Genomic DNA, 23,187 nt, shown 5'->3' on the forward strand with positions numbered 1-23,187 from the left:
GGTTCGCGGTCCGCGGCGGCCGAACGCCGTCACACCGCCGGGCGGGTGCCCGGCCCTGTCACGGGCAGTGGTACGTGAGCTTCGTCGACACCGTGCGGCGTACCGGCGACAGCAGGTGCAGCTCGGCGCGTGCCGCGTAGCTGCCGTCGCCCTGGAACGTCCACAACAAGTGCAGTCGCGCCCGCTTCTGGTGACGCGTCAGATCCTCGTGCAGGACGTCCGAGGAGGTGCCGTCGCTGCGGACCCAGCGGTAGGTGAGTTCGCCGGGAATGCCGTTGGTGGTGACGACGCCCGTGATGTCGGCGGTCTCGTCGCATCCGGGCGAGGGCGATCCGGAGCCGACCGCGACGCTTTCCACCCCGAGGGACGGCGCGGAGCGGTGCCACAGGAGAAGGGCGGCGACGGCCAGCAGCACCACGGCCGGCAGCGCGTGCCGGCGCCAGGTCCGGCGGCGTACCGGCACGGCCGCGGGAGTCACGGCGACCCGGCGCATGGTGTCGGCGTTCACGCCGGGGCCGAAACGCAGCAGGGTGCCCTCGACCCGGTCGGGCGCGACGGCCCCGGCCTCGGCGTCCGACAGCGCGACGGTGGGCGAACTCCCGGTGAGCGCGAGCGTGTCGGAGGAGTCCGGCCGCTGGATCCAGTGGCTGCCGAGCACGGTCGCGCTGTAGTCGTCGTCGGGCGAGTGGGCGCCCGGGGCGCCGGAGTTGTCGTTCATCGCAGCGAGCACCGCCGGGTCAGGAGCTGTTGCCAGGCGCCGCCGTCGGCGGAGGCCGGCTGGGTGCCGGCCCGGACGCCCCAGTAGCAGCCCGCTCCCTGGAACGTGTGGTCGAGGGCGATGGTGTACTGGGTCGAACCGCTGCGCCGGTACGTCTCCGCCGCCCCGTCCTGGGTTCCGGCCTGCCCGCTGACCTCACCGGTGAACCACGCGACCGTGAGGGTGACCGGTCCGGTGCCGTCGGTGGTGACCGTGGCCGTCGCCGCCGCGGTCGCCGTGCCCGTCTGCCGGAACTCGCTGAAGGTGACGGACTTGACGTTGACGGTGAGGGTGGGCGACGGGGACGTCGTGGTGGGCTCGGACGTCGTCGTGGCCGGTGGCGTCGGAGGCGCCACGGTGGCCGACGCGGACGCGGACGCCGAACCGGACGCCGAGGCCGACGCCGACGGCTGCGCGGTGGCGTCCGTGGCCGAACCGGAGGGCGAGGGCGGAGCCGACGCGGACGACGAGGAGGACGGCGTCGGGGACCCGGGGTCCGCCGTCGCCGTGGGGCCGCTGTCACCGGCCGGCTGCGCGCTGGTGGTGGCCAGTGCCTCCGCGGCCCTTCGGGGTGTGCCGAAGTCCGGGGCGTGCCGGTCGACGCCGTAGGTCAGCAGGAGGGCCGCGACGAGCGCGGCCCCGGACACGAGCAGCGCGCGCAGACTCGGCTGCCAGGCCCGGAGCCAGTCGGGTGCCCTGCCGAGGACCGTGCGCGCCGCGTCCGTGGCGTGGCGCGGGACGGAAGGGGCGGAGGGGACCAGCAGGAGGCACAGGGCCGCGAGCGCCGCGAGTCGCCGGCGGCCGCGCTCCTCCCAGTCCGGGCCGTACGCGCCGCCGGCCGTGGCCTCGAGTTCCGCGACGAAGTCCTCGGCGTGGGCGGGCCGTTGGTCGGGAGCCTTGGCGAGGCCGCGCTGGACGAGGGAGCGGACCGGCTCGGGGACCTCGTCGGCGGGGATGATCCCGTCCACGTGCTGGAGGGCGAGTTCGGCCAGGTTCTGGCCCGTGTAGGGCTTGCGGCCGGTCAGGCACTCGAAGAACGTCGCGGTCGCGGCGTACACGTCGGCGGCGGGTGAGGCGGGGGCGCCGGTCCACTGCTCGGGAGCCATGTACGACGGCGTGCCCGCGATGCCGGCCGTGGTGCCGTCGGTGGCGGCGATCCCGAAGTCGACGAGCTTCGACGTGCCGTCGGTGCGGACGAGGACGTTCTCCGGCTTGTAGTCACGGTGGACGACGCCGATGCGGTGGGCGTCGGCGAGGCCGAGCAGTGAGCCCTTGAGAAGGACGAGGGCGGCTTCCGGATCGAGGGGAGCCTGCCGGCCGAGCAGGGCCCGCAGACACACCCCGTCCACCAGTTCCATGACGATGGCCGCGCCCTCCGGCCCCTCCACGTACTCGTAGAGCCCGGCCACGTGGTCGCTGCGCAGCCCGCCGAGCAGCCGCGCCTCCGCCCGGAACTCCTGCACGAAGCCCGGACGGGTACGCAGCGACTCACTGAGGTACTTGACCGCGACCGGATGGCCGGTCTCCTCGTGCACGGCCAGCGCGACGCGTCCGCTGGCCCCCGAACCGAGCTCGCGGGACTCGGTGTAGCCCGGTACCGCCCAACCGCTCATGACCCATGCCTCCCCGGGACGTGGGGCCCGTGAGGCATTCCGGTGCCCACGCGCTCCAGTCGTGTGCTGTGAGACACGATCGGGGCCGCTTCGGTTGCAGGCGGCGCGGAACGGATCGCCCGGTGTCCGTCACCCCAGTTCGGCGAGGTCCTCGGCGGTCAGTTCGAGTGCTCCGGCGGCGATGTTCTCCTCCAGGTGTGCCAGGGAGCCGGTGCCGGGGATGAGGAGGATGTTGGGCGACCGGGCCAGCAGCCAGGCCAGGGCCACCTGGGGTGTGGTCGCCCGGTGGCGGGCGGCCACGGTCTCCAGGTGCTCGGCGGTGACCGGCTGGAAGCCGCCGACCGGGAAGAAGGGTACGTAGGCGACGCCGGCCTCCGCACAGGCGTCGACCAGGGGATCGTCACCGCGCTGGGACAGGTTGTAGAGGTTCTGGACACAGGAGATCGGAGCGACCTTGCGGGCCTCGGCGAACTGGTCGGCCGAGATGTTGGAAACGCCCAGATGCCGGATCAGGCCCTCGTCCCGCAGCGCCAGCAGCGCTTCCAGCGGCTCGGCCAGGGAGGCCCCGCCGGCTTCGCCGACATCACCCATCCTGAGGTTCACCACGTCCATCCGGTCCAGGCCGAGTGAGCTGAGGTTCGCCTCGACACCACGGCGCAGATTGCCGGCGGTCAGGCCCGTCTTCCGGTCCGCGGGCAGGGCGATGTCGGCGCCCTCCACCAGGGCGCCCACCTTGGTCACGATCACCAGGTCGTCCGGATAGGGGTGCAGTGCCTCCCGGATCAGCTCGTTCGCCGACACCCCGTCACGTGCGTAGTAGTACGAGGTGTCGATGTGGTTCACCCCGAGCTCCACGGCGCGGCGCAGAATGCCCAGTGAGGTGTCCCGGTCCGGCCGCTCGCCCCGCGGCCAGCCGGTCAGCTTCATCGCGCCGTAGCCGATGCGCGCGACGCCCAAGTCGCCGCCGAGTTCCCATCGTTCAGTCGTCACGACCACCAGCCTAGTGCCGTGTCAGTCAAGGTTCGCCCTTCGAGGAGTACCGGGCGTAGCGACGGGGCGAACCTTGGCTGACGCGGCACTGGGTTTTGTCGTGCGGCCTGCCGCCGTGCGGCCCGCATCCGCACGGCGCGCGACACTCCGATGCGCGCCCTGTGCGAGGCGTTCCCGTGAGTCGGTCGAGGACAAGCCGGGGCATACACGAGACGCTGCCCCTGAGCACCGTCCGGACCCGGCAACCGGGTCGTCTCCGTTTCCCGGCCCGCACCGCCGCGGCCCCGCACCAAGGAGTAACCCGTGACCGAGTCAGCTTCGACCTCGGCAGCCGACGACGCGTACCGCTTCGAGGACCTGCGCGCGCTGTTCATCAACTGCACCCTCAAGCCGGCACCCCAGCTGAGCCACACCGAAGGTCTGGTCGACAAGAGCAGCGCGATCATGGAGGCGCAGGGAGTCACGACCGAGGTCGTACGCGCCGTCGACCACGACATCGCCCCGGGTGTCTACCCGGACATGACCGAACACGGATTCGCCCAGGACGACTGGCCCGCCATTCACGAGCGGGTGATGGCCGCCGACATCCTCGTCCTCGCCGGGCCGATCTGGCTCGGTGACAACAGCTCGGTCACCAAGCAGGTCGTCGAGCGGCTCTACAGCGGCTCGGGACTGCTCAACTCCGCGGGTCAGTACGCCTACTACGGGCGCGTCGGCGGCTGTCTGATCACCGGCAACGAGGACGGTGTGAAGCACTGCGCGATGAACCTCCTCTACAGTCTCCAGCACCTCGGCTACACCATCCCGCCGCAGGCCGACGCCGGCTGGATCGGGCCGGCGGGGCCCGGCCCCTCGTATCTCGACCCGGGTTCGGGCGGTCCCGAGAACGACTTCACCAATCGCAACACCACCTTCATGACCTGGAACCTGATGCACATGGCGGCCCTGCTGAAGCGGTCCGGCGGCATCCCCGCCCATGGCAACCAGCGTTCGCGATGGGACGCGGGCTGCAGCCCGGACGCCCCGAATCCCGACTACCGCTGAGGCGCGGACTGCGGGCGGACGGTCCTGGGCCGGACACCCGTGCCGGACAGCTGCGGCGTCGACGGTTGTCCGGCACGGGAACGGGGAACGCGGGCCGCCGGTGCCGCCGGCCGGCCGGGCGCCGGACTCAGGGCGCGGGCCAGTTGCGCAGCAGGGCGTCGAGGGCGTCCAGGACGCGCGCCCAGCTTTCCCCCGAGTCGGGGGCGCTGTGGCTGAAGCCTCCACTCGACTCCAGGCTCACATAGCCGTGGAACACACTGCCCAGCATCCGGACCGCGTGAGTCTCGTCCGGTTCCGTGAGGTCGTAGCCCCGCAGGATCGCCCGCATCATCCGCGCGTGCCTGATGCCCGCGCTCGCCGCCGCGGTCTCGGGGTCGAGTCTGAGCTGTGCGGCGGCGTAGCGGCCGGGGTGTTCTCTGGCGTAGTCGCGGTAGACGTTCGCGAAGGCGGTCAGCGCGTCCCGGCCGGCCCGGCCCGCCAGCGCGGCGGCACCCCTCTCGGCGAGTTCGTCCAGGGCGAGCAGGGCGATGCGGGTCTTGAGGTCCTGTGAGTTCCTGACGTGCGAGTACAGGCTCGCCACCTTGACGTCGAACCGCCTGGCCAGCGCCGAGACGGTCACCTGATCGAAGCCGACCTCGTCGGCCAGCTCCGCCCCCGCTTGTGTGAGGCGTTCGGCGTTCAGTCCCGCGCGGCCCATGTCCTTCCTCTCCCTTGGCGTAACCGATTATGCATTTGCCTAAAGCTTTTAGGCAAATTACCGTGAGTCTTATGAAGCCGTTGACCGAGCAAGAGATCCGTACCGCGTTCGTGAACTGCACCAAGGGTGAGGCGAAGCGCCTCTCCGTCCCGCGCGACCTGGCGGAACGGCCCTGGGACGACCTGGACTACCTCGGCTGGCGGGACCCCCAGGCGCCCGACCGCGCCTACGTCGTGGCCGAGTCGGGTGACGGTCTGAAGGGCCTCGTGCTGCGCTGCCCCGGTGCGACGGTGGGGCAGTTGCGGCGCAGCATGTGCTCGATGTGTGTGACCACCCACACCGGAGGCGTCTCCCTGATGGTCGCGCCCAAGGCGGGGAAGGCCGGGCAGCAGGGCAACTCGGTCGGTGCCTACATCTGCAGCGACCTCGCCTGTTCGCTGTATGTGCGCGGCAAACGGGACGCGGGCGCCGGCGGGCGGATGCGCGAGTCGCTGACGCTGGAGGAGAAGATCCAGCGGACCGTTGCGAACCTCGCGGCGTTCATCGCCAAGGTGACGGCCTGACCCGTGCGTCGGACGGCGGCGGGCCGCGGCGCGAACGCCGCGGCCGCGGCACCGGACTTCACCGGCTCCCGCGGGACCTCGTCAGGTCCGCGCGGTGGCGGGGACCGCCTCGGGAGAGGGCGCATCAAGGGGTGTGGTGCGTGGTCGCGCGGGACACACGCCGAGGGTCCTCGCGAGTGCTTGACCGTTCGCCCGCAGGGCCCGGGAGGCCGCGTGGACGCGCAAGTCCCGCACGGCGAACCGGGGGCGATCCGTTCAGGCGCTGTCCGTCTTCGCCTCTGCCTTGGCCTTCTCCTCCGTCTTCTCCTCCGACTTCGCCTTCGCCGGCTGTTCCGTGCCGGGCGTCGGCTCTTCGGCGTCGACGGCCGTGTAGAACACGGAAGTGCCCTGCTTGGCGCGGTGGGCATGGCTCTTGGCCACGAGGTTCTCGAGGGTGGTCCGGACGACATTGGTCTGGATGCGACGCTCGGGGTGGGTCTGGCCCAGTGCCGTGGAGACCTCGGCGGCGGAGCGCGGTTCCCGCTGTTCCGTGAGATAGCGGCGGATGAGTTCGATGAGGGTGGGCTGCGTCGAGGCGGCCTCGGCCGCGGGCTTCCCGGCCGCGGACGTCCGTGCCGTCGTGGCCTTCGCGCTGTCGGCCTTCCTGGTCCGGCGCTTGCCCTCGGCGGACTTGCCGGGAGTCTTCTGACGGGGCACCGAGGTCGCCGCCGTCGGCTCCGGGCCGGTCTCGACGGGCGCGGTGGTGGCCCCCAGCGCCTGATGCAGGTTGGTCAGGACGGCGTGGTCGTGGCGCAGAGCGTTCAACTGCTCCTGAAGCGCCTCCATTTCCCCACCGATGCGCTCCTGTTCCTTGGCGTTGCGCTCCAGGTCGGCGACCACCTGGGCCGTGTACTGCGATGTCAGTTCGGTGGGAGTCTTGGTGTCGGGCACGATGGAACCTCTCTTCGATGCGCGGTCGCACATGAACACACCGGGAAGGTGCCGTGGGGCAGGGCGTGTTGGTGTCGACCGGGCTGCATGGCTGGGCGACCGCACATGGTGCGTATGCCCCGGCTTACAGATAGTACGGACAGTGTTGGCCCGTTGTTCCTTTCGCGTGCGGGTTCGCCCCAAAGGGGAGTTCGGGTCGTTCGGCGGGACCGACTCCCTCCGCTCCGTCCGGGATCCGTCCCGAGCACATGAAGGCCCTGCCCGAACTCCTCGGCGGGGCAGGCGTGGAGGGCCGCCGCGATGTGCCGAAGCGATCGGGGACGGTGCTGACTGTACGCATGTCCCGTGGGTACACGACCCGTACGAGGGGCACGGACGACACCGGCGGAAGCGAGGTCGCGTCATGGCGGTCAAGGCGATGGGCTGGGCGCACTCGTTCCCGGTCTCCGGAGGGGTGAGCGCCGGGCGACGCTGGACCCGTGGGCACCTGGAGTCCCTGGCGTGGACGGCGGAGGAGCCCGAGACGGTGGACGCGGTCGTGCTGACGGTGTCCGAGCTGCTCACCAACGCCCACATCCACGCCCGGAGCGACGCGCATCTCGTTCTCACCTGGGACGGCGACTGCCTGCACGTGAGTGTCCACGACGAGGACTCCACACCGCCGGTCCAGCGTGACCCGGAGCCGGGAGCGCTGTCCGGCCGCGGGGTGGGCATCGTGCGGATGCTCGCCGACGAGTGGGACATGAAACGCCAGCGGCACGGGAAGACGGTCACGGCGTGTTTCCGGCCGTCCGGCGCCCGGCAGCGCGGTGACGGCGGCTGAGGCCCGCTTCCTCCCCGCCGCCACCTCGAACTGCGTACGACGAGAGTCCGCCGACTCCGCCCGACTCCGCCGGAGTCCGCCCGGACGGCCCCGCCCGCCGGGCGTGGCCCCGGCCCGCCGCCTATCGTGAACGGGTGAGTGGCTCCAGCGTTCCGCCCGAGCGCGGGGATGGCGCACACCGGCCGGAACACCAGCGGACCGACTACGCGGGCGCCATCTACGGTTCCATCCTGGCCGCCTCCGTGGTGGCCACGGCCGGAACGACGGGGGAGCACCCGCGGCTCCAGGCCGTCGTGCTGCTGATGGTCACCGGCCTGGTGTTCTGGGCGACCCATGTCTACGCGCAGATCGCCGGGGAACGCATCGTCGGCCAGCGCTGGTCGCTGCGCCAGATCCGCCGGATCGGCACGCACGAGTGGTCCATCGTCGAGGCGGCCACCCTTCCCGCCGCCGGCGTTGCCCTCAGCGCCGTCTTCGGGGCGAGCGTGGGCACGGGCCTGTGGATCGCCCTGGGCATCGCCGTGGCCCAGCAGATCATGTGGGCGTGCCTCGGAGCCGTCCGCGCCGGCGCCTCCCGCGGGCTGGTCGTCGCCGAGGGCTTCGTCAACCTGGCCCTCGGCCTGATCATCGTCGCCGCCAAGGTCGTCCTGCACTGAGCACGCGCGAACACCCATGAACAATCATGAACACCCCCGAACGCGGGCGACTCGTTAGCCTGGAGCGGAGGGGGAGGCTCGGGTGACGGCCCAGAGGAGGCCGGTATGGCCAGCACGGCGGACATGAACTCCGGGGTCGGAGCCGACGGCGGGACCCATGGCGCGCCCGGTGGCCCGTACGGCGCGGGCACCCCCCGCTACCTGCCGATCGCCGACCACGGCCTGATCGGCGACCTGCGCAGCGCGGCGCTGGTCGGCACCGACGGCACCATCGACTGGTACTGCCCCGAACGCTTCGACGCGCCCAGCGTCTTCGCCTCGATCCTGGACGCCGACCGGGGCGGCCGCTTCGAACTCGCCGCGGACGTTCCGGCACGTACGAAGCAGTTCTACTTCCCCGACACGAATGTGCTGATCACCCGGTTCTTCGCGGACGACGGGGTCGGGGAGATCCAGGACTTCATGCCGGTCGTCGACGACTCGCGCGAGGCCGGCCGGCACCGCCTGATCCGCCGTGTGGTGTGCGTCCGGGGCACCCTGCCGTTTCGCGCGCGCGTCGCCCCCCGTTTCGCCTACGGGACGGTCCCGCACACCGTGCACGTCGACTCCGGCCAGGCCGTCTTCACCACACCCGCGCTCAAGCTGGCCCTGACGTCCACGGTGCCGGTCGAGGTCGCGGGGCAGGACGTGTGGTCGCTGTTCAAGCTGCGCGAGGGCGAGTCCGCGGTCTTCGCCCTCGACCGGATCACCGACGAGGTGGCTCCGCGGTTCTGCGCCGTGACGGAGGCCGAGCGGGACTTCAAGGCCACCGTGCGCTACTGGCGGCACTGGCTGTCGCAGTCCCGCTACCGGGGCAGGTGGCGGGAGATGGTGCACCGTTCCGCACTCACACTGAAACTGCTCACGTACGCCCCCACCGGCGCCATCATCGCCGCGCCGACCACCAGCCTGCCCGAGCGGATCGGCGGTGAGCGCAACTGGGACTACCGCTACGTGTGGATCCGCGACGCCGCGTTCTGTGTGTACGCGCTGCTGCGCCTGGGCTTCACCGACGAGGCCGAGGCCTTCATGGGTTTCCTGTCCGAGCACGTCCAGACCGGTATACCGGAGGACATCGGCCCGGACGGCCCGCTGCAGATCATGTACGGCATCGACGGGCGCCGTGACCTGCCCGAACGCGAGCTGACCCACCTCGAGGGCTATCGCGGATCCGCGCCCGTACGCGTCGGCAACGGCGCCGTCGGCCAGCTCCAGCTCGACATCTACGGCGCCCTCGTCGACTGCCTCTACCTCTACGACAAGTGGGGGCAGCCCCTCTCCAGCGCGCACTGGGACAACATCCGGGGGTTGGTCGACTGGGTGTGCGAGTACTGGGACCAGCCCGACGAGGGAGTGTGGGAGACCCGCGGAGGCCGTAAGCCCTTCCTCTACTCCCGCGTCATGTGCTGGGTGGCCATCGAACGTGCCATGCGGCTGGCCCGGCACCGTGGCCTGCCCGCCGACGTGCTGCGCTGGGGCGAAGCCCGCGACACGATCTACCAGCGGATCATGAGCAAGGGCTGGTCCACCCGACGCAACGCCTTCACCCAGTGCGAGAACAGCGACATCCTCGACGCGTCGCTGCTGATGATGCCGCTCGGGAAGTTCATCTCCCCCACCGACCCCAAATGGCTCGCCACCCTCGACGCCCTGGGCGAGGACCTGGTCTCCGACTCCCTGGTCTACCGCTACGACCCGCAGACGAGCCCCGACGGTCTCCAGGGCGAGGAAGGCACCTTCTCGATCTGCTCGTTCTGGTACGTGGAGGCACTCACCAGAGCGGGCCGTCTCGACGAGGCCCGGCTCGCCTTCGAGAAGATGCTCACCTACGCCAACCACCTCGGCCTCTACGCGGAGGAGATCGGCCACACCGGCGAACAGAGCGGCAACTTCCCCCAGGCCTTCACCCACCTCGCCCTGATCAGCGCCGCCTTCAACCTCGACCGCAGGCTCGGCTGACCCCCGCGGGAGGGGCGCGGAGAGCGGTCCCGTACGGGGCGGTGCGCTCAGGGCGCGGTGAAGAGGCCGGGGAAGCGGGGCGCGAGCCAGGGCTTGCGGCCACGGACGAGGATGCGGCCGCGGAGAAGGGGGCTCACCTGCCCCTGGCGGCCGAGTGCCATCAGGAGGAAGGTGACCGGCTCGATGGAGATGGTGCAGTCCGGTCCCGCCGGTGGCCGCTCGTCGACGGTCACCACACCGTCGGCCAGTGTCACGCCGAACGCGTCGCCGCCCCACAGCCGTATGGCGTAGCGGGCGTTCATGCCGGCGGTGGTGCGCGGTTCGGCCACCCGCGGCATCGCCGTGAGCAGGAACGGCAGGGTCAGCTCCACCCGGGCCCGGTCGAGCATGTGCGGCCGCCCCAGCGCGCGGGCGAGGTCGTAGCCGTGGCCGAGCATGTGCGTGAGCAGGTACGCCCCGAGCTCCGCCGGACTCATCGGGCCCAGCGGAGTGACCACGGGTCCCTCCAGGATGCCTTCGCCCAGTGACGCGGCACAGGCGTCGGCGTGTTCGACGATCATCGCGGCGAGGGGTTCGGCCCGCCGCTCACCGAACTCCGCCAGCGACCGTTCGTTGGCCCCGGCGAGGCTCTGCGGGGTGCCGTCCCCGTAGGGGCGCGCGTGTCCCGCCGCGAGCTGGGCCATCAGCTCGTTGGCCAGCGCCAGGTGTGCGGCCGCCTCGCCGACACTCCAGGTGGCCCCGGGGATCCGGCGTTCCATGTCGGCGTCGGCCCGCAGCAGCGCGGCGATGTCCTCGGCGGTCTCGTGCAGCGCCGCACCCAGTCCCTCGGGCAGCTTCCTCCGCACGTCCTGCCCAGCCACTGGGTCCACGTCGTTCGCCTCTCCTGCCGGCCCCTCCTCACCCGGGCCGCGGGCAGACCGTGATGGGGCGAGGCGCCACTTGCCCACCGGGCGTACAGAAGACCAGGCATCGGCGGCAGAGACAAGACCCTGAACAGGGAGAACGCACTTCTGAGGCGGGCCCGCGGCGGAAAAGCGGTCATTTGTGCCGTCGTCGTCGTGCCGTGTCAGCCGCACGACGGGCGGCTCTTGGTGCGCTGCCAGAGGATCTTCACATGTTCCGTGGCGATGGAGTGCGCGCGGCTGACGGTCACCGTGACGCGTCCCCCGGTCCGGCCAGGAACGAGCCCAGCGCAACGCCGTCGCGGGTGCCGCGTCCGGGGTGGCGGGTGACCGTCACGGGCCGCTTACCTCCTGGGTAATCGACGTCCTCCCGCGCGCCTGGCAAGGTCGTCCGCGTACGGAGCCCGGAACGGCCGGAAGGGATGCCATGACCGCGTACGCCATAGCCCACCTGCGGGAAGCCGCACCGCACCCCGAGATCGCCGAGTACATCGAGCGGATCGGCGCCACCTTCGAACCGTACGGCGGCCGCTTCCTCGTGCACGCCACGCAGCACGAGGTGGTGGAGGGCGGCTGGCCCGGCCATGTCGTCGTGATCGGCTTCCCCGGCATGACCGAGGCGCGTGCCTGGTGGGACTCACCCGCGTACCGGGACATCGCCCCGCTGCGCTCGCGGCACATCGAAGGGGACATCATCCTGGTCCCGGGCGTGCCCGAGGGCTACGACCCGACGGCCACCGCGAAGGCGATGAGGGAGGCACTGCGTGCCGGCCCCGGGGCCACCCGGTGAGGGGACGGCACCGCCCGGATCCCGGGTGACGCCGTCCCCTCGGAGGTACGGTCCTGCCGAGGGCCGAGGGCCGAGGGCCGAGGGCCGAGGGCCGAGGGCCGGCGGAGCCGGACGGGCGCCCGTGGGGCCGTCCCGTCAGGAGCCGGTCAGGAACCGCTCCGGAGCCCGTCTCGTGGTCAGCAGGCGCCCTCGTCCTGCCACGGACCCCACTCGGCGCCGGTCGGTGCCTCGTTCTGGGTCCACCACTTGGCCTTCCAGTTGTGGTTGTTGTACGAAGCCTCGTTGCCGGCGGTGTAGACCGTGGCCGAGTTCCAGGCCGTCCTGCAGGCACTGCTCGGCGGCGTGGGCGTGGGCGTGGGCGTCGGGGTCGGGGTGGGCGTCGGGGTGGGGGTACCGGTGGGCGGGGTCGCGCCGGCGAACTTCACCGAGTACTTCGCGAAGTCCCAGGAGTTCTGGGCCACGCTGGAGCAAGTGCCCGACGTACGACCGCCGTTGTCGGCGGGGGAGCACTGGCGGTCGCGGTTGAGGGACCAGAAGGTGAACCGGTCCATCCTGTGGTTCGTGGCGAAGTCCAGCACCGTCTGGAAGTCGGCCTGGGAGAAGTACTCGCCGGTGTCACTGCGCCCGTTCATGCCGGAGAAGCCCTCATGGGCGTAGGCGGTCGCCTGGTCCCAGCCGAAGGTCGACTGGAGGATCGTGTTGAAGTTGGCGAGCGCGCCGGTCTGGGACGCGGCACCGTTGAAGCCGCCGTCGAACGGCATGATGGAGAAGTTGTTCGGGGTGAAGCCCTGCGCCTTAGCCTCCAGCAGCATCTGCTTGCCGAACCAGCCCGTTCCGTCCGCCGTGCCGGCCGTGGTGACGGACACGTACAGGCCCGGGTTGTTCTGCTGAAGGATCTTGGCGGCGCCGATCTCGTTCTTGATGGCCGCCGTGTTCTCGTACTCCGGCTCCTCGAGGTCGAAGTCGACCGCGTGCAGGCCGTACTTGGTGATGACCTGCTGGTACGCGGCAGCGGTGGAGGCCGCGTCCGAGCAGGTCTGCCCGAGCTTGGTGCCGCCGTAGCCGCCGATCGAGATGGAGACGTCGCCGCCCTTGGCCCGGATGGTGTTGATGACCGACTGCACGGCCGTGTCCGAGGACACCGCTGCCGTTCCGCCCCAAGTGGGCGAGCAGCCGCCGCCGTTGGGGGCGAGGACGAAAGCGAGCTGGAACGCCTTGAGGCCGGTCGCGTCCATGATGGCGGCCGCGTCCGGCGGATCGTTGTCCAGCGGCATCAGGTAAGGGGCGGCGGCGTACCAGCGGTTGCTGAGTGCGGTGGTCGCGCCCGAGGCGCTGCCCGCGACGAGCGCGGTCGTGCCGACCGCGGCCAGGCTCACGGCGGCAGCCGCGCCCAGACATGCGCGAAGACGTCTCACTGTGCCTCCAGAGGGGTGGGGGAGTCCCCAGCTTCCGGGCTCTGTCGCGATCACGTCAATATGTTGGACTAGACCAAATGGGTCTTTGGACTAGACCAGGTGAAATCTTTACCCGGCCGCCGTTCCCGTACGGCTCGCATGCGGCTCGCAGGGGGTTCGTATGCGGCTCGCGGCTCCAACCACTGGGTCCTGGCGGGTCGTTGACGGTGTCAGTACGGCAGGCCCTCGGATGCCGCGCGGAGTGCGGCGTGCATGCATGCGGCGAGGTCCTCCTCCGAGACCTGCGCCTCGTCGGCGAAACGCACGGCGAAGTCCTCCGCCGCCGCGCGCAGCGCGCCGTTGACGGTGGCCGCGTGCACCTTGACCCGCAGATCGTCGGTGCTCCCGCCGGAGCGCCGGGCGAGGACTTCGGTGAGGACGGGTAGCGCGTCGTCGTGGGCCTGGAGCCAGACGGCGCGCAGCGCCGGCTCGGTGGGGGTCATGCGGATCAGGTCGAGCACCGCGGGGTCGGCGGACGGCAGTGTCCCGTGGCGGCAGGAGCGGGTGAGGAAGTCCAGCAGGCCGGTCTCCGGCGGCCAGTGCCGCAGTTGATCCGTCGCCGCGTCGAGTCCCGCCGTCAGTAACGGGCGTACGCAGCTCTCCTTGGTCGGGAAGTGACGCCATAGCGTGCGGGTCGAGACGCCCACCGCCTCCGCGATCTGGTCCCCCGTGGTGTTCGTGACGCCCTGGGAGACGAACAGGCGCACGGCCTCACGGGCTATGTCGAGACGGAGGGCCTCCTTGCGCCGTTCGCCCAGTGACGGCCGCGCGGCCGCCGCGGCCTGCGTGGCCCGGTCTGCGGGTGCCGCTTCGCGCACCGTCGCCCCACCACCCCTGTCTGTCCGACCGGGGGCAGCATAGCGAGCCGTTCGGAAATGGCGCACGCAGACATCTTGTCACTGAGTGACATCCGCTCCTACTCTCCTGATGTGACTCGGGAGTAACTAGCGGACGTCGAACGGGACTTCGACGTCCGCCGCTGCCGGGAACCGATACAGGAACAGGGCGGCACGGGACAGCGGGACGCAGTACGGAACGACGGAGCCGCAGCCACGAGCCCCCGGGCTCCGCCGAACACGACCCCCGAGCCCTGCCGCCCCGCCCGCACGTCGGACGACGTGCGGGCGGACGCCGCACCACGCGCCGCCCGGCCGACGGCGCGTCCGACGGTGTCTTCGTCCTGTCCACCTCCGCGATGCGGCCGGGCGGGGTCCCGTCCTGCCCGAACTCCGCATCCCGGCACCGCTCTTCCCCCCCCCTCACCGACCCGTGACCGTCACCGGCAGTCCTGCGGTGACGGCCCCCGGCCGGCCCCCAGCCACACCCGGCGTCACGCCATTGACGCCGTCGGCCACCCGCACGACCCCCACGTTTTGACGAAGCAGGGAGTGAGCCGCATGGAACGACCCCACAGCACCCATCAGCCGCGTCCGGTGTCCGGCCGACGTCCGGAACGGGATCTGCCCTCCAACCGCCCCGGGCCCGTCGCACGGAACCGCGGCCGCCTCCTCGCCACCGCACTCGCGGTACTCGCCTGTCTGAGCGTCCAGGCGATCCCTGCGGCGGCGGCCGGCACCGGCGACGTGGTGTCCCGTGGCGTGACCATCCCCGCGTTCTACACGCCGCCCGCGAACCTCCCCGCGGCCAACGGCGCCTTGATCCGCAGCGAACCCCTCCCGCTCGCGCTCAGCCTGCCCGGCCTCGACGGTCCGCTCCCCGGTACCGCCACCCGCCTGATGTACAAGTCGACCGACTCCAACGGGCGGCCCGTCGCCGTGACCGGCGCCTACATCGAGCCCTCGGCCCACTGGAAGGGTGACGGTCCGCGCCCCCTGGTCGCCGTGGCCCCCGGCACCATGGGCCAGGGCGACCAGTGCGCGGCCTCCATGGGTCTCGAACACCCGATCAGCCTGAACGACGAGACGGTTTCGGTCGGTTACGAGGACCTCTCCATCTACCGGCTCCTGGCCTCCGGCGTGGCGGTGGTCGTCACCGACTACGTCGGGCTGGGCGCGACCGACCGGCTCCACACGTACGTCGACCGTCTCGACGGCGGCCACGCGCTGCTCGACGCCGTCCGCGCGGCCCGCGCGCTGGCCGGAACATCGGTCACCTCCGCCTCACCCGTCGGCCTCTTCGGCTACAGCCAGGGCGGCGGTGCCAGCGCGTCGGCGGCCGAACTCCAGCCGTCCTACGCCCCGGACATCACCCTGGCCGGAACCTACTCCGGCGCACCGCCCGCCAACCTCACCGAGGTGATCAAGGGCATCGACGGCAGCGCCCTCGCCGGCGCCCTGGGCTGGTCCCTGAACGGCTTCCTCCAGTCCGACCCCGATCTTCAGGGCTTCGCGGACGCCCACATCAACGCCGCCGGGAAGGCCGCGCTGAACGACCTCTCCACGATGTGCGTCGGCGACGCGATCCTCGGATACGCGTTCAAGAAGAGCACCTCCTGGACGACCGACGGCCACTCCGTCAGCGACCTCGTCGCGAGCACACCGGCCCTCCAGGCCACGCTCGCCGACCAGCGCATCGGCAATCTCAAGCCGACCAGTCCCGTACGCCTGGTCACCGGCGTCCAGGACGACATCGTTCCGCACGCCCAGGCACGTCAACTCGCCGTCGACTGGTGCCGCAAGGGCGCCGACATCACGTACGACGCCATCGTCCTGCCGAACCTCGGCGACGGACTGCTCCTCAACCATGTCGCACCCCTCCTCACCGACCAGGGCGACGCCATCTCCTGGCTGACCGACCGTCTCTCCGGCGAGCGCACCACCTCCAACTGCTGGACGATGCCCCTCCAGCCCTGATGTGTCCGGTGCGGGCCCCGGCGCCGATCCCCGGTGCCGGGGCCCGCACGCGTGGCCGCGAAAGAGAGCGTCACGCGCACCCTCCGTCTGGCTGGAATGCTCGACTCCGCTCCGCCGTAGGGGAGTTGGGAAGGAAGAACACCGCCGGCGCGAGGCAACCCCCCGGCCCCCTCATCCGTCCTCGTGGGACGGGGGAGCCCTTCGGGACCGACGTGGCGACGGGGGCGCATGCCGACCAGGAGGAGAAGAATCTTGTTCCGTGTCCGGCGAATAGGGGTCGTCGCTGCGGTGTTGCTCGCAGCTGTCGCGGGATCGCCAGGATCGACCCAGGCACAGCACAACACCGCCGGCTCCGCGCGGTCCATGGAATCGACCTCGGCCGAGGACGCCGACGCCGGGCTTCCCGCCGGGTGGAGCCTCACCGGAGAGGGAGCGGCGCGACAGTTGCTCTGGCGCTCGGCCGAGCCGGTGCCCATCAGTGACTCGGGCGTCGCGTTCTATTCCGGGGACCGGTTCCTCGGCCGTCCCGTCGGCGCTCCGGACGGCCGCTCCTTCCGGCTCGCGCTGGGTCCGGCACGGTTGGGGAAGCCGTCCGACCTCCAGGCACGGACCGGCGAACGGCGCCTGGACGCGGTGGGCGCCGGGCGGAACCGGCCCGTCGGGCCGAAGGGGCCCGGGGAACCGTCCGGCCTGTCGGCCCAGCCTTCGACCCGGCTGCCGGTGAACGCCGTCGACCCCGGCAGGCCGGGCTCCTACCGGACGGCCACCGGTAACTACAAGCTCCCCTCGGTCCGCCTGCCCGGCCTGGCCGAGCGCGTGGAGATGCGCGCCGTGGTGGTCGCGCCCACGAACGCCTCGGGACACCGGCCGCTGGCCCTGTTCCTGCACGGCCGCCACGCCACCTGCTACGGCCACGGTCACGACCCGAGTGGCGAATGGCCCTGCCCGGCGGGCAGCAGGCCCATTCCGAGTTACCGGGGTTACCTCGCCGACCAGAAGCTGCTGGCCTCGCAGGGATATGTGACCGTGTCCATCGCCGCCAACGGCATCAACGGACAGGACTACGCGGCGGAGGACGGCGGCGCGCAGGCCCGGTCGTCGCTGGTGCGGCAGCACCTGGCCCGTTGGGCGGGCTGGTCCGCGGACCCGGCCTCCGCGCCCCCGATCGTACGGCGGGCGGCTCCCGCGGACCTGTCACGCGTCCTGCTGATCGGGCACTCGCGCGGCGGCGAGGGCGTGAACCGGGCAGCCATGGACAGCCTGTACGGCGCCCCGGCCGACCAGGACGGCTATCACGGGCCGGTGCGCTGGCGCATCCGCGGCACCGTCCTCATCGGCCCCACGATCTTCGGGCAGAACCCGGCGCCCGACGTCCCCTCCGCGACGATCCTGCCCGGCTGCGACGGCGATGTGTCCGACCTCCAGGGCGAGATGTACGTGGACGCGACACGCGGAGTCAGCCGCGGCGCCGCGCTGCACAGCGCCGTCTACATGGTCGGCGCCAACCACAACTTCTTCAACGCCGAGTGGACCCCGGGCCAGGCCCAGGCACCGGCGGAGGACGACTTCTGGAACGGGGAGCCCGACCGGGTGTGCTCGCCCGGCACCGCCACGAGGCTGACGGCACGTCAGCAGCAGACCGCCGGCGCGGCATACATCGCCGCCGCCGCGCGGCTGTTCGTCGCCGGTGACGACCGTGTACGGCCGCTGCTCGACGGTTCGGGGCGGCGAGCACCCTCCGCCGGTCCCGTCCGGGTTCTCACCCACGCGGTCGGCGGACGCCGGACTCCGGCGTTCCTGCCGGACGGACAGGTCTCCGTCGGCGGCGGCAGGCTGTGCGACGAGGTGACCGAGACCGTGTCGGCGGCCTGCCTGGGCTCGGGCCGGAGCGGTTTCTCGCCGCACTTCGCCACCTGGGCGCCGTCGCGGGAGCCGGGCCGGCGTGCCGTGGCACTGCGATGGACGTCCGCCGGTCACACGGTCCGGGTCACTTCGGCGAGACCGGTCTCGATCGCCGGCTCCCGGGATCTGGCGCTGCGTCTGATCGTTCCGCCGAACACCAGGGACGCCCGGTTCGACATCGGCCTGACCGACACCTCCGGCCACCGGGCGACCCTCGGGCGGGTAAGTCTCGACGGCCTGCCCGGAACCGACCGCACCGCCTCCTTCTGGGGCCAGGAGGTCCGGCTGCCGCTGGCCGCCGCCCTCCGCGCGGGCGTCGATCCACACCGGGTGAAGTCCCTGGAGATCGTCCCGCGCACCGGCTCCGGACAGGCGTGGCTCATCGACGCGTGGGGATGGCGCGGCGGAACCCCCGCGGTCCGGGCCGCGGACCTGGTACGCGTCGACATCGGCCGGCTGAGCGTCGCGGAGGGCGAGTCGGGCGTGCGGACCTACCACGTTCCGGTGAAGGTCACCGGGCAGGGGAAGGGCACGGTCCGGCTGTTCGTCGCCGACCCGGACACGGGCCGGACCACCTCGCGCGAGGTGACCGTACGGCCCGGCGGCCAGAGCCCCGAGGTGCCGGTCGAGGTCCGGGGCAACACGCGCTACGGCTACGACGTCTCCCACGACATCTTCGTGAAGGCGGTCCACGGCGCCGTGACCGGTGCCTACCGGGGTGGTGTGACCGCGCTGAACGACGATCCGGCGCCCACCGTCGAGGTGACCCCGGCCGCCGCCAGTGCCGTCGAGGGCGGGAGACTGACCTGGCGGATGTCCCTCTCCGCGGCGGCCGACGTGGAGATCGCGGCCGACGTCGTCATCCTGCCCGTCACCTCGGGCGCCGAACTGTCCACCACCGACGTCGATCCCCAGTGGCTGCGGAACAACAGCGGCGAGGCACCGCTGCCGTCACGGCCCCTGTCCCGGCTGCGCGGACTCTCCCTGTACCCCGACGTTCCGCCCGGCCGGACGAGCACCGAGATCACCATTCCCGTCGTCGCGGACACGGTGACCGAGCCCGCGGAGACGGTACGGCTGCGGCTGCGGGTCTACGACGAGGAGAACGGCACGCGGCACGACGGGCCGGAGTTCACCGGCACGGTGCGCGACGCGGCGTAGCCCGCGCGCCGGCCCACGCGCCGGCCGGACCCGGGTCCAGAGGACCCGGGTCCGGCCGGCGCGCGGTGCGGGTGCTCAAGTGCCACTGAATCGTTGAGCCCTTGAGCCCTCAAGGCGTTGAAGCGGCCTTGCGTCGCGGAACCCTCGCGTTTTCTAGAACTCCTCGTGTGTCGTGGGGTCGCCGCCGAGGCGCCGTCGCGGGCGGTCGCCGACGGCCGTCATCTCGGCGGGAGTCAGCTCGAACCCGAAGATGTCGAGGTTCTCCCGCTGCCGCCCGGGGTCGGCGGACTTGGGGATGGGCACAGCTCCGAGCTGTGTGTGCCAGCGCAGCACGACCTGGCCGGGCGTCACACCGTGGGTCTCGGCGATCTCTCCGAGCACGGGGTCGTCCAGGAGGGCGGAGCCGCGGCCCAGGGGACTCCAGCTCTCCGTGATGATGCCCCTGTCGTCATGGAAGGCGCGCAACTCGTCCTGGGGAAGCGAGGGATGGAGCTCGATCTGGTTCACCGAGGGCACCACTCCGGTTTCCGCCTCCAGCCGGCCGAGATGTTCGGCCGTGAAGTTCGAGACGCCGATCGCCCGCACCAGGCCCGCCGCGCGGAGCTCGATCATCGCCTTCCAGGAGTCCACGTACTTGTCGACGCGGGGCAGGGGCCAGTGGATGAGGTAGAGATCGACGTAGGAGAGTCCGAGACGGACCCGTGACTCCTCGAAGGAGGCGAGCGTCTCCTTGTAGCCGTGGTGCCTGCCCGGCAGTTTGGTGGTGACGACGATCTCCTCACGAGGGACGCCGGAGCGGGCGACGCCCCGTCCGGTGCCGGTCTCGTTGCGGTAGTTGGCCGCCGTGTCGACGAGCCGGTAGCCCATGCCGAGCGCGCGGCTCACCGCTTCCTCGGCCTGCGCGTCGTCCATCGGCCAGGTGCCGAGGCCGACAGCCGGGACCTTCGTACCGTCGTGGGCCGTGCGGCCCGGGATGCTGATCACGAGGAGCCCTTCCGAAGCTGCGAGAGGTACCCGCCCATGGTGCACGGCTGCCGCCGCCGCGGCGACGCGGGCACGCCGTCACCGGCAGGACCTCCGGCCCGCTCGGCCGGAAGCCGGAAGCCGGAAGCCGGAAGCCGGGGCCGAAGGCCGGCGCGTGCCGCGCCACGCGTCCCGGACGACTCGCGGGTGCACCGGCCCGCTCGGCGGACGAGCGGGCCGGTGCGGCCGGGTCAGGCCGTGTGCAGCCTGAGCCCGTAGCGGTTCAGGATCTCGTTCACGGGCTGGTACCAGGTCTCGCCTCCGCTGCTGCAGTTGCCCCAGCCGCCGGAGGTGACGCCCTGTGCCTGGTCGCCGCTGATGAACGAGCCGCCCGAGTCGCCGGGTTCGGCGCAGACACTCGTCTTGGTCATCTGGTGCACCGCGCCCTGGCTGTAGTTGACGGTCTCGTTCTTCGCGAGGACGGTGCCGCAGTGCCAGTGGGAGGTCGAGCCGGAGCGGCAGATCGACGCTCCGACGGGCGCCTCGCCCGAGCCGCGGACGAGCTGGTCGGACACGGTGCCCCAGCCGAGGACGACGGGTACCGTCCACCACCCGCTGCCCACGTTGACCCAGGAGTAGTCGTTGTCCGGGAACGAGGAGCCCTGGAAGTTGCCGATGTAGCTGCCGTCCCAGCCGCGGACGGCGGCGCCCGGCTGGGCGCAGTGCCCGGCGCTGACGAAGCCGCCGTACACGGAGAAGCCTATGGAGCAGCGGACGTTGCCGGTGTAGTAGGGGTCACCGCCCACCGTGCCGGCCGCGAACGTCCTCGGAGCCTTGTCCGTCTGCCGCACGACGACGGGACCTGCCGCCCGGGCGCGGGCGACGAAGGACCGGACATCGTTGTCATCCTGGTGCGAGGACACCACATCGACGACGACGGAGCCCGCCTGGGGGTCGACGTGCCAACTGCCCACGCCGGCCGGTGCGTGGAGCGCGTCGATGCGTGCCATGGTGGCGTCGAGCTGCCGTTGGCTGTGTTCGACGAGGGTGACGCGCGCGCCGGTCGCCTCCACGGCGTCCCGGGACGCGGCTTCGGTGACGGCCACGACGAGCTTGCCGCTCTTCGCGTCGAACCAGGAGCCGCCGTAGGCGGCGCCGGCCACGCGCCGGGCGGTGGCCTCGACGCCGCGTGCGGCTGTTTCCTGGGCGAGTCGGACGGTCGCCTGCCGCTCGGTGAGTCCGAGGTCGTGCTGCATGGCCGAGACGAGGGCCGAGGAGGCGGGTGCCCGGGATGTCGTGGCGGTGAGGGGGGCCTCGTCGGCCGCGGCCTGGGTGAGTCCGAGCGTCGCGGCGCTGACGAGCAGGCCGGCGGACAAGGCGATGCGCAGAACTGTGGTGCGTCTCACGGGAGTTGCCTTTCGTCGATCCGATGGTCGGTGAGTGGGGCGAAGGGCAGGAGAGAGCGCTCTCAGAGTTGCGTGAACGAGGGTAGTGGGAGGTCCTTGCCAGGTCCATACCAATGCATGCACCGCTCGCCCGGGGCGGCCCGAAGTGCGGGGCTTCGGGTGCGTCCGGCCGCCGGGCTGCTTCCCGGGTCGTCGTCGGCCTGCCCCCGCAGCGGTTCGCGGAGTCACTTTCCGTCAGTGCCCTGTGGCGCACCGAACGGTTCTCCGTGATCTTGAGGCCGAGGGTGAACAGCGTCTGATCACCATCGTGTTGGCAGTAGGCTCAACCTGCTGCGGCGCCCCGATGATCACTCATGCTCGGTAGGGAATCGACCCGTGGCGATCGACGGAATCCCAACGGCGTGAGGATGAAGCACAAGTGCTGATAGCGGGGCGGTATCGGCTGCAGACCACTCTCGGGCGGGGCGCGATGGGGGAGGTGTGGCGGGCCCACGACGAGATGATCGGCCGGTCCGTGGCCGTGAAACTGCTTCTCTCCCAGGACGCCGACCCGACGGCCGCGGCCCGGTTCCGTTTGGAGGCCCAGACCGCGGGCCTGCTCAACCATCGCCATGTGGTGGGTGTTCTGGACTTCGGGGCCTATGAGAACCGGCTGTTCCTCGTGATGGAGCTGGTCGAGGGCGACAGTCTCGCCGGTGTCCTCAACGATGCCGGGAGGCTTCCCGCCGACCGGGTCGCGCGGATCGCGGCCGAGGCCGCCGCGGGGCTGGCCGCCGCGCATCAACAGGGCATCGTGCACCGGGACATCAAGCCGGGCAACCTGCTCCTGGACGCCGAGGGAAGTGTCAAGATCGGCGACTTCGGGATCGCCCGCTTCATGGACGATCCGGCGGGCGGTCTGACCGCGACCGGGCAGATCGTCGGCACGAGCCTGTACCTGGCCCCCGAACGGGCTCTGGGCAAGACCGCCGGGCCGCCCTCCGACATGTACTCGCTGGGCTGTGTCCTGTATCAACTCCTCACCGGACGGCCGCCGTTCCAGGCAGGCAGCCCTGTCGCGGTCCTCCACCACCATCTCGACACCGCCCCCACTCCGCCGCGCGAGCTCGGCGCCGATCTGCCGCCCGCCTTCGAGAACCATCTGCTCGGCCTGCTCGCGAAGCAGCCCGAGGACCGGCCCACCGCGCTCGAGGCGGCCGCCTGGTACGGCTCGGGCTCCTGGCAGGGGCGTGCCGAGCCGCTCCCGGCGGTGATGCCGGAGCCGGGTCGTCACCGGCAGGCCGTCAGGGCCACGGGCCCCGCGACCACGTACGCTCTGCCGTCGGTGCTGAGGGACACCGCGGGCGGCGGGCACCGGGCGCGCCGACGCCCGCGCTCGGGGGTCGGCGAACTCCTCGCCGACCGGCGAAGAGTCGTGGGCGCGGCCGCCGGAGCCGTGGTCTTCCTGCTGGCGGTGCTCGTGGGCGTGGCGGTGTTCTCGCCCGACAGCAGCTCCGCGGAGACCCCGGAGCCGGGCTCGACCGGCGGCGTCAGCACGTCAGCTCCCGCCCCCACGGAGCCGGCCGCCGGCTCCTGAGTGGGCCGGAGCCCGGTGTGATGGTGCGGGGCGGGCGGCGCCCGGCACGGGCACGCGGGCCTGACCGTGCGCGGCGAGGGGTGGGCCCGACGGTTCCCGGTAGGGGGGCGGGTGGGCGTGACCCGGCGAGGGTGCGGGGATCGAGCGGT

Annotated in this window: 19 protein-coding genes; 9 read left to right on the top strand and 10 right to left on the bottom strand. The window is 71.7% G+C overall.

Annotation, left to right across the window (positions count from 1 at the left end; all coding sequences use genetic code 11):
• Positions 1-58 precede the first annotated feature (58 nt).
• From OG485_RS39155 to OG485_RS39165, 3 genes are all read right to left on the bottom strand, one after another.
• Positions 59-718 carry a hypothetical protein gene (locus OG485_RS39155; RefSeq protein ID WP_328673367.1) on the bottom strand — a complete coding sequence of 220 codons (660 nt, stop codon included), beginning with the start codon at positions 716-718 and terminating at the stop codon, positions 59-61.
• Positions 715-2,370, bottom strand: a complete 1,656-nt coding sequence (locus tag OG485_RS39160; protein WP_328673368.1) for a serine/threonine-protein kinase — start codon at positions 2,368-2,370, stop codon at positions 715-717. The genes OG485_RS39155 and OG485_RS39160 overlap by 4 nt, the downstream gene beginning before the upstream one ends.
• Positions 2,371-2,499: 129 nt before the next feature.
• The gene (locus OG485_RS39165; RefSeq protein ID WP_443048975.1) at positions 2,500-3,297 is read right to left on the bottom strand and encodes an oxidoreductase; all 798 of its coding nucleotides are present in this window, start codon (positions 3,295-3,297) and stop codon (positions 2,500-2,502) included.
• Between the two features lie 366 nt (positions 3,298-3,663).
• Here OG485_RS39165 and OG485_RS39170 point away from each other — a divergent pair, with 366 nt between their 5' ends.
• Positions 3,664-4,404, top strand: a complete 741-nt coding sequence (locus OG485_RS39170) for a flavodoxin family protein (RefSeq protein WP_328673372.1) — start codon at positions 3,664-3,666, stop codon at positions 4,402-4,404.
• A gap of 127 nt (positions 4,405-4,531) precedes the next feature.
• Here OG485_RS39170 and OG485_RS39175 read toward each other — a convergent pair whose 3' ends face one another.
• A complete protein-coding gene (locus tag OG485_RS39175; protein WP_328673374.1) occupies positions 4,532-5,101 on the bottom strand; it encodes a TetR/AcrR family transcriptional regulator in 570 nt (189 codons plus the stop codon).
• A 71-nt stretch (positions 5,102-5,172) separates the two neighbouring features.
• Between OG485_RS39175 and OG485_RS39180 the strand changes: the two genes are divergently transcribed.
• Complete coding sequence (locus tag OG485_RS39180) at positions 5,173-5,664, top strand: FBP domain-containing protein (protein WP_328673376.1); 492 nt, start codon at positions 5,173-5,175, stop codon at positions 5,662-5,664.
• Between the two features lie 255 nt (positions 5,665-5,919).
• Here OG485_RS39180 and OG485_RS39185 read toward each other — a convergent pair whose 3' ends face one another.
• Positions 5,920-6,594 carry a hypothetical protein gene (locus OG485_RS39185; protein ID WP_328673377.1) on the bottom strand — a complete coding sequence of 225 codons (675 nt, stop codon included), beginning with the start codon at positions 6,592-6,594 and terminating at the stop codon, positions 5,920-5,922.
• 403 nt (positions 6,595-6,997) lie between these two features.
• Here OG485_RS39185 and OG485_RS39190 point away from each other — a divergent pair, with 403 nt between their 5' ends.
• From OG485_RS39190 to OG485_RS39200, 3 genes are all read left to right on the top strand, one after another.
• The gene (locus OG485_RS39190; RefSeq protein ID WP_328673378.1) at positions 6,998-7,417 is read left to right on the top strand and encodes an ATP-binding protein; all 420 of its coding nucleotides are present in this window, start codon (positions 6,998-7,000) and stop codon (positions 7,415-7,417) included.
• A 134-nt stretch (positions 7,418-7,551) separates the two neighbouring features.
• Positions 7,552-8,073, top strand: a complete 522-nt coding sequence (locus OG485_RS39195; RefSeq protein ID WP_328673379.1) for a hypothetical protein — start codon at positions 7,552-7,554, stop codon at positions 8,071-8,073.
• Between the two features lie 123 nt (positions 8,074-8,196).
• Positions 8,197-10,071 carry a glycoside hydrolase family 15 protein gene (locus tag OG485_RS39200; protein WP_443048976.1) on the top strand — a complete coding sequence of 625 codons (1,875 nt, stop codon included), beginning with the start codon at positions 8,197-8,199 and terminating at the stop codon, positions 10,069-10,071.
• 47 nt (positions 10,072-10,118) lie between these two features.
• Here the strand turns inward: OG485_RS39200 and OG485_RS39205 are convergent, their stop codons facing one another.
• Positions 10,119-10,940 carry a maleylpyruvate isomerase family mycothiol-dependent enzyme gene (locus OG485_RS39205; RefSeq protein WP_443048862.1) on the bottom strand — a complete coding sequence of 274 codons (822 nt, stop codon included), beginning with the start codon at positions 10,938-10,940 and terminating at the stop codon, positions 10,119-10,121.
• A gap of 460 nt (positions 10,941-11,400) precedes the next feature.
• Here OG485_RS39205 and OG485_RS39210 point away from each other — a divergent pair, with 460 nt between their 5' ends.
• Positions 11,401-11,763: a DUF1330 domain-containing protein gene (locus tag OG485_RS39210; protein WP_328673381.1), complete on the top strand. Its 363-nt coding sequence runs from the start codon at positions 11,401-11,403 to the stop codon at positions 11,761-11,763.
• 176 nt (positions 11,764-11,939) lie between these two features.
• Here OG485_RS39210 and OG485_RS39215 read toward each other — a convergent pair whose 3' ends face one another.
• On the bottom strand, positions 11,940-13,178 hold the full coding sequence (locus tag OG485_RS39215; protein ID WP_328673382.1) for a carbohydrate-binding protein: 1,239 nt from the start codon (positions 13,176-13,178) through the stop codon (positions 11,940-11,942).
• A 209-nt stretch (positions 13,179-13,387) separates the two neighbouring features.
• Positions 13,388-14,035 (bottom strand): TetR/AcrR family transcriptional regulator, encoded by a 648-nt coding sequence (locus OG485_RS39220; protein ID WP_328673383.1) that lies wholly within the window; start codon positions 14,033-14,035, stop codon positions 13,388-13,390.
• A gap of 579 nt (positions 14,036-14,614) precedes the next feature.
• Here OG485_RS39220 and OG485_RS39225 point away from each other — a divergent pair.
• Together OG485_RS39225 and OG485_RS39230 are read left to right on the top strand one after the other, a co-directional pair.
• Positions 14,615-16,030, top strand: coding sequence for an alpha/beta fold hydrolase (locus OG485_RS39225; protein ID WP_328673384.1), 1,416 nt, complete (start codon positions 14,615-14,617; stop codon positions 16,028-16,030).
• 252 nt (positions 16,031-16,282) lie between these two features.
• Positions 16,283-19,093, top strand: coding sequence for a hypothetical protein (locus OG485_RS39230; protein WP_443048863.1), 2,811 nt, complete (start codon positions 16,283-16,285; stop codon positions 19,091-19,093).
• A 153-nt stretch (positions 19,094-19,246) separates the two neighbouring features.
• Here OG485_RS39230 and OG485_RS39235 read toward each other — a convergent pair whose 3' ends face one another.
• Positions 19,247-20,077, bottom strand: coding sequence for an aldo/keto reductase (locus tag OG485_RS39235; RefSeq protein WP_328673386.1), 831 nt, complete (start codon positions 20,075-20,077; stop codon positions 19,247-19,249).
• A 230-nt stretch (positions 20,078-20,307) separates the two neighbouring features.
• Positions 20,308-21,462, bottom strand: a complete 1,155-nt coding sequence (locus tag OG485_RS39240) for a S1 family peptidase (protein ID WP_328673387.1) — start codon at positions 21,460-21,462, stop codon at positions 20,308-20,310.
• A gap of 418 nt (positions 21,463-21,880) precedes the next feature.
• On the opposite strand from OG485_RS39240, the gene OG485_RS39245 reads away from it, so the two are divergent.
• Positions 21,881-23,038, top strand: a complete 1,158-nt coding sequence (locus OG485_RS39245; RefSeq protein WP_328673389.1) for a serine/threonine-protein kinase — start codon at positions 21,881-21,883, stop codon at positions 23,036-23,038.
• Positions 23,039-23,187: the final 149 nt, after the last annotated feature.

This window comes from Streptomyces sp. NBC_00328, assembly GCF_036139655.1.
Lineage (GTDB): Bacteria > Actinomycetota > Actinomycetes > Streptomycetales > Streptomycetaceae > Streptomyces.

Excerpts from the sequence above, each read along its gene's own strand:
- OG485_RS39190 (WP_328673378.1), top strand. The coding sequence starts at position 6,998 with ATGGCGGTCAAGGCGATGGGCTGGGCGCACTCGTTCCCGGTCTCCGGA.
- OG485_RS39160 (WP_328673368.1), bottom strand. The coding sequence starts at position 2,370 with ATGAGCGGTTGGGCGGTACCGGGCTACACCGAGTCCCGCGAGCTCGGT.
- OG485_RS39155 (WP_328673367.1), bottom strand. The coding sequence starts at position 718 with ATGAACGACAACTCCGGCGCCCCGGGCGCCCACTCGCCCGACGACGAC.
- OG485_RS39210 (WP_328673381.1), top strand. The coding sequence starts at position 11,401 with ATGACCGCGTACGCCATAGCCCACCTGCGGGAAGCCGCACCGCACCCC.
- OG485_RS39200 (WP_443048976.1), top strand. The coding sequence starts at position 8,197 with ATGAACTCCGGGGTCGGAGCCGACGGCGGGACCCATGGCGCGCCCGGT.
- OG485_RS39225 (WP_328673384.1), top strand. The coding sequence starts at position 14,615 with ATGGAACGACCCCACAGCACCCATCAGCCGCGTCCGGTGTCCGGCCGA.
- OG485_RS39175 (WP_328673374.1), bottom strand. The coding sequence starts at position 5,101 with ATGGGCCGCGCGGGACTGAACGCCGAACGCCTCACACAAGCGGGGGCG.
- OG485_RS39165 (WP_443048975.1), bottom strand. The coding sequence starts at position 3,297 with ATGAAGCTGACCGGCTGGCCGCGGGGCGAGCGGCCGGACCGGGACACC.
- OG485_RS39180 (WP_328673376.1), top strand. The coding sequence starts at position 5,173 with ATGAAGCCGTTGACCGAGCAAGAGATCCGTACCGCGTTCGTGAACTGC.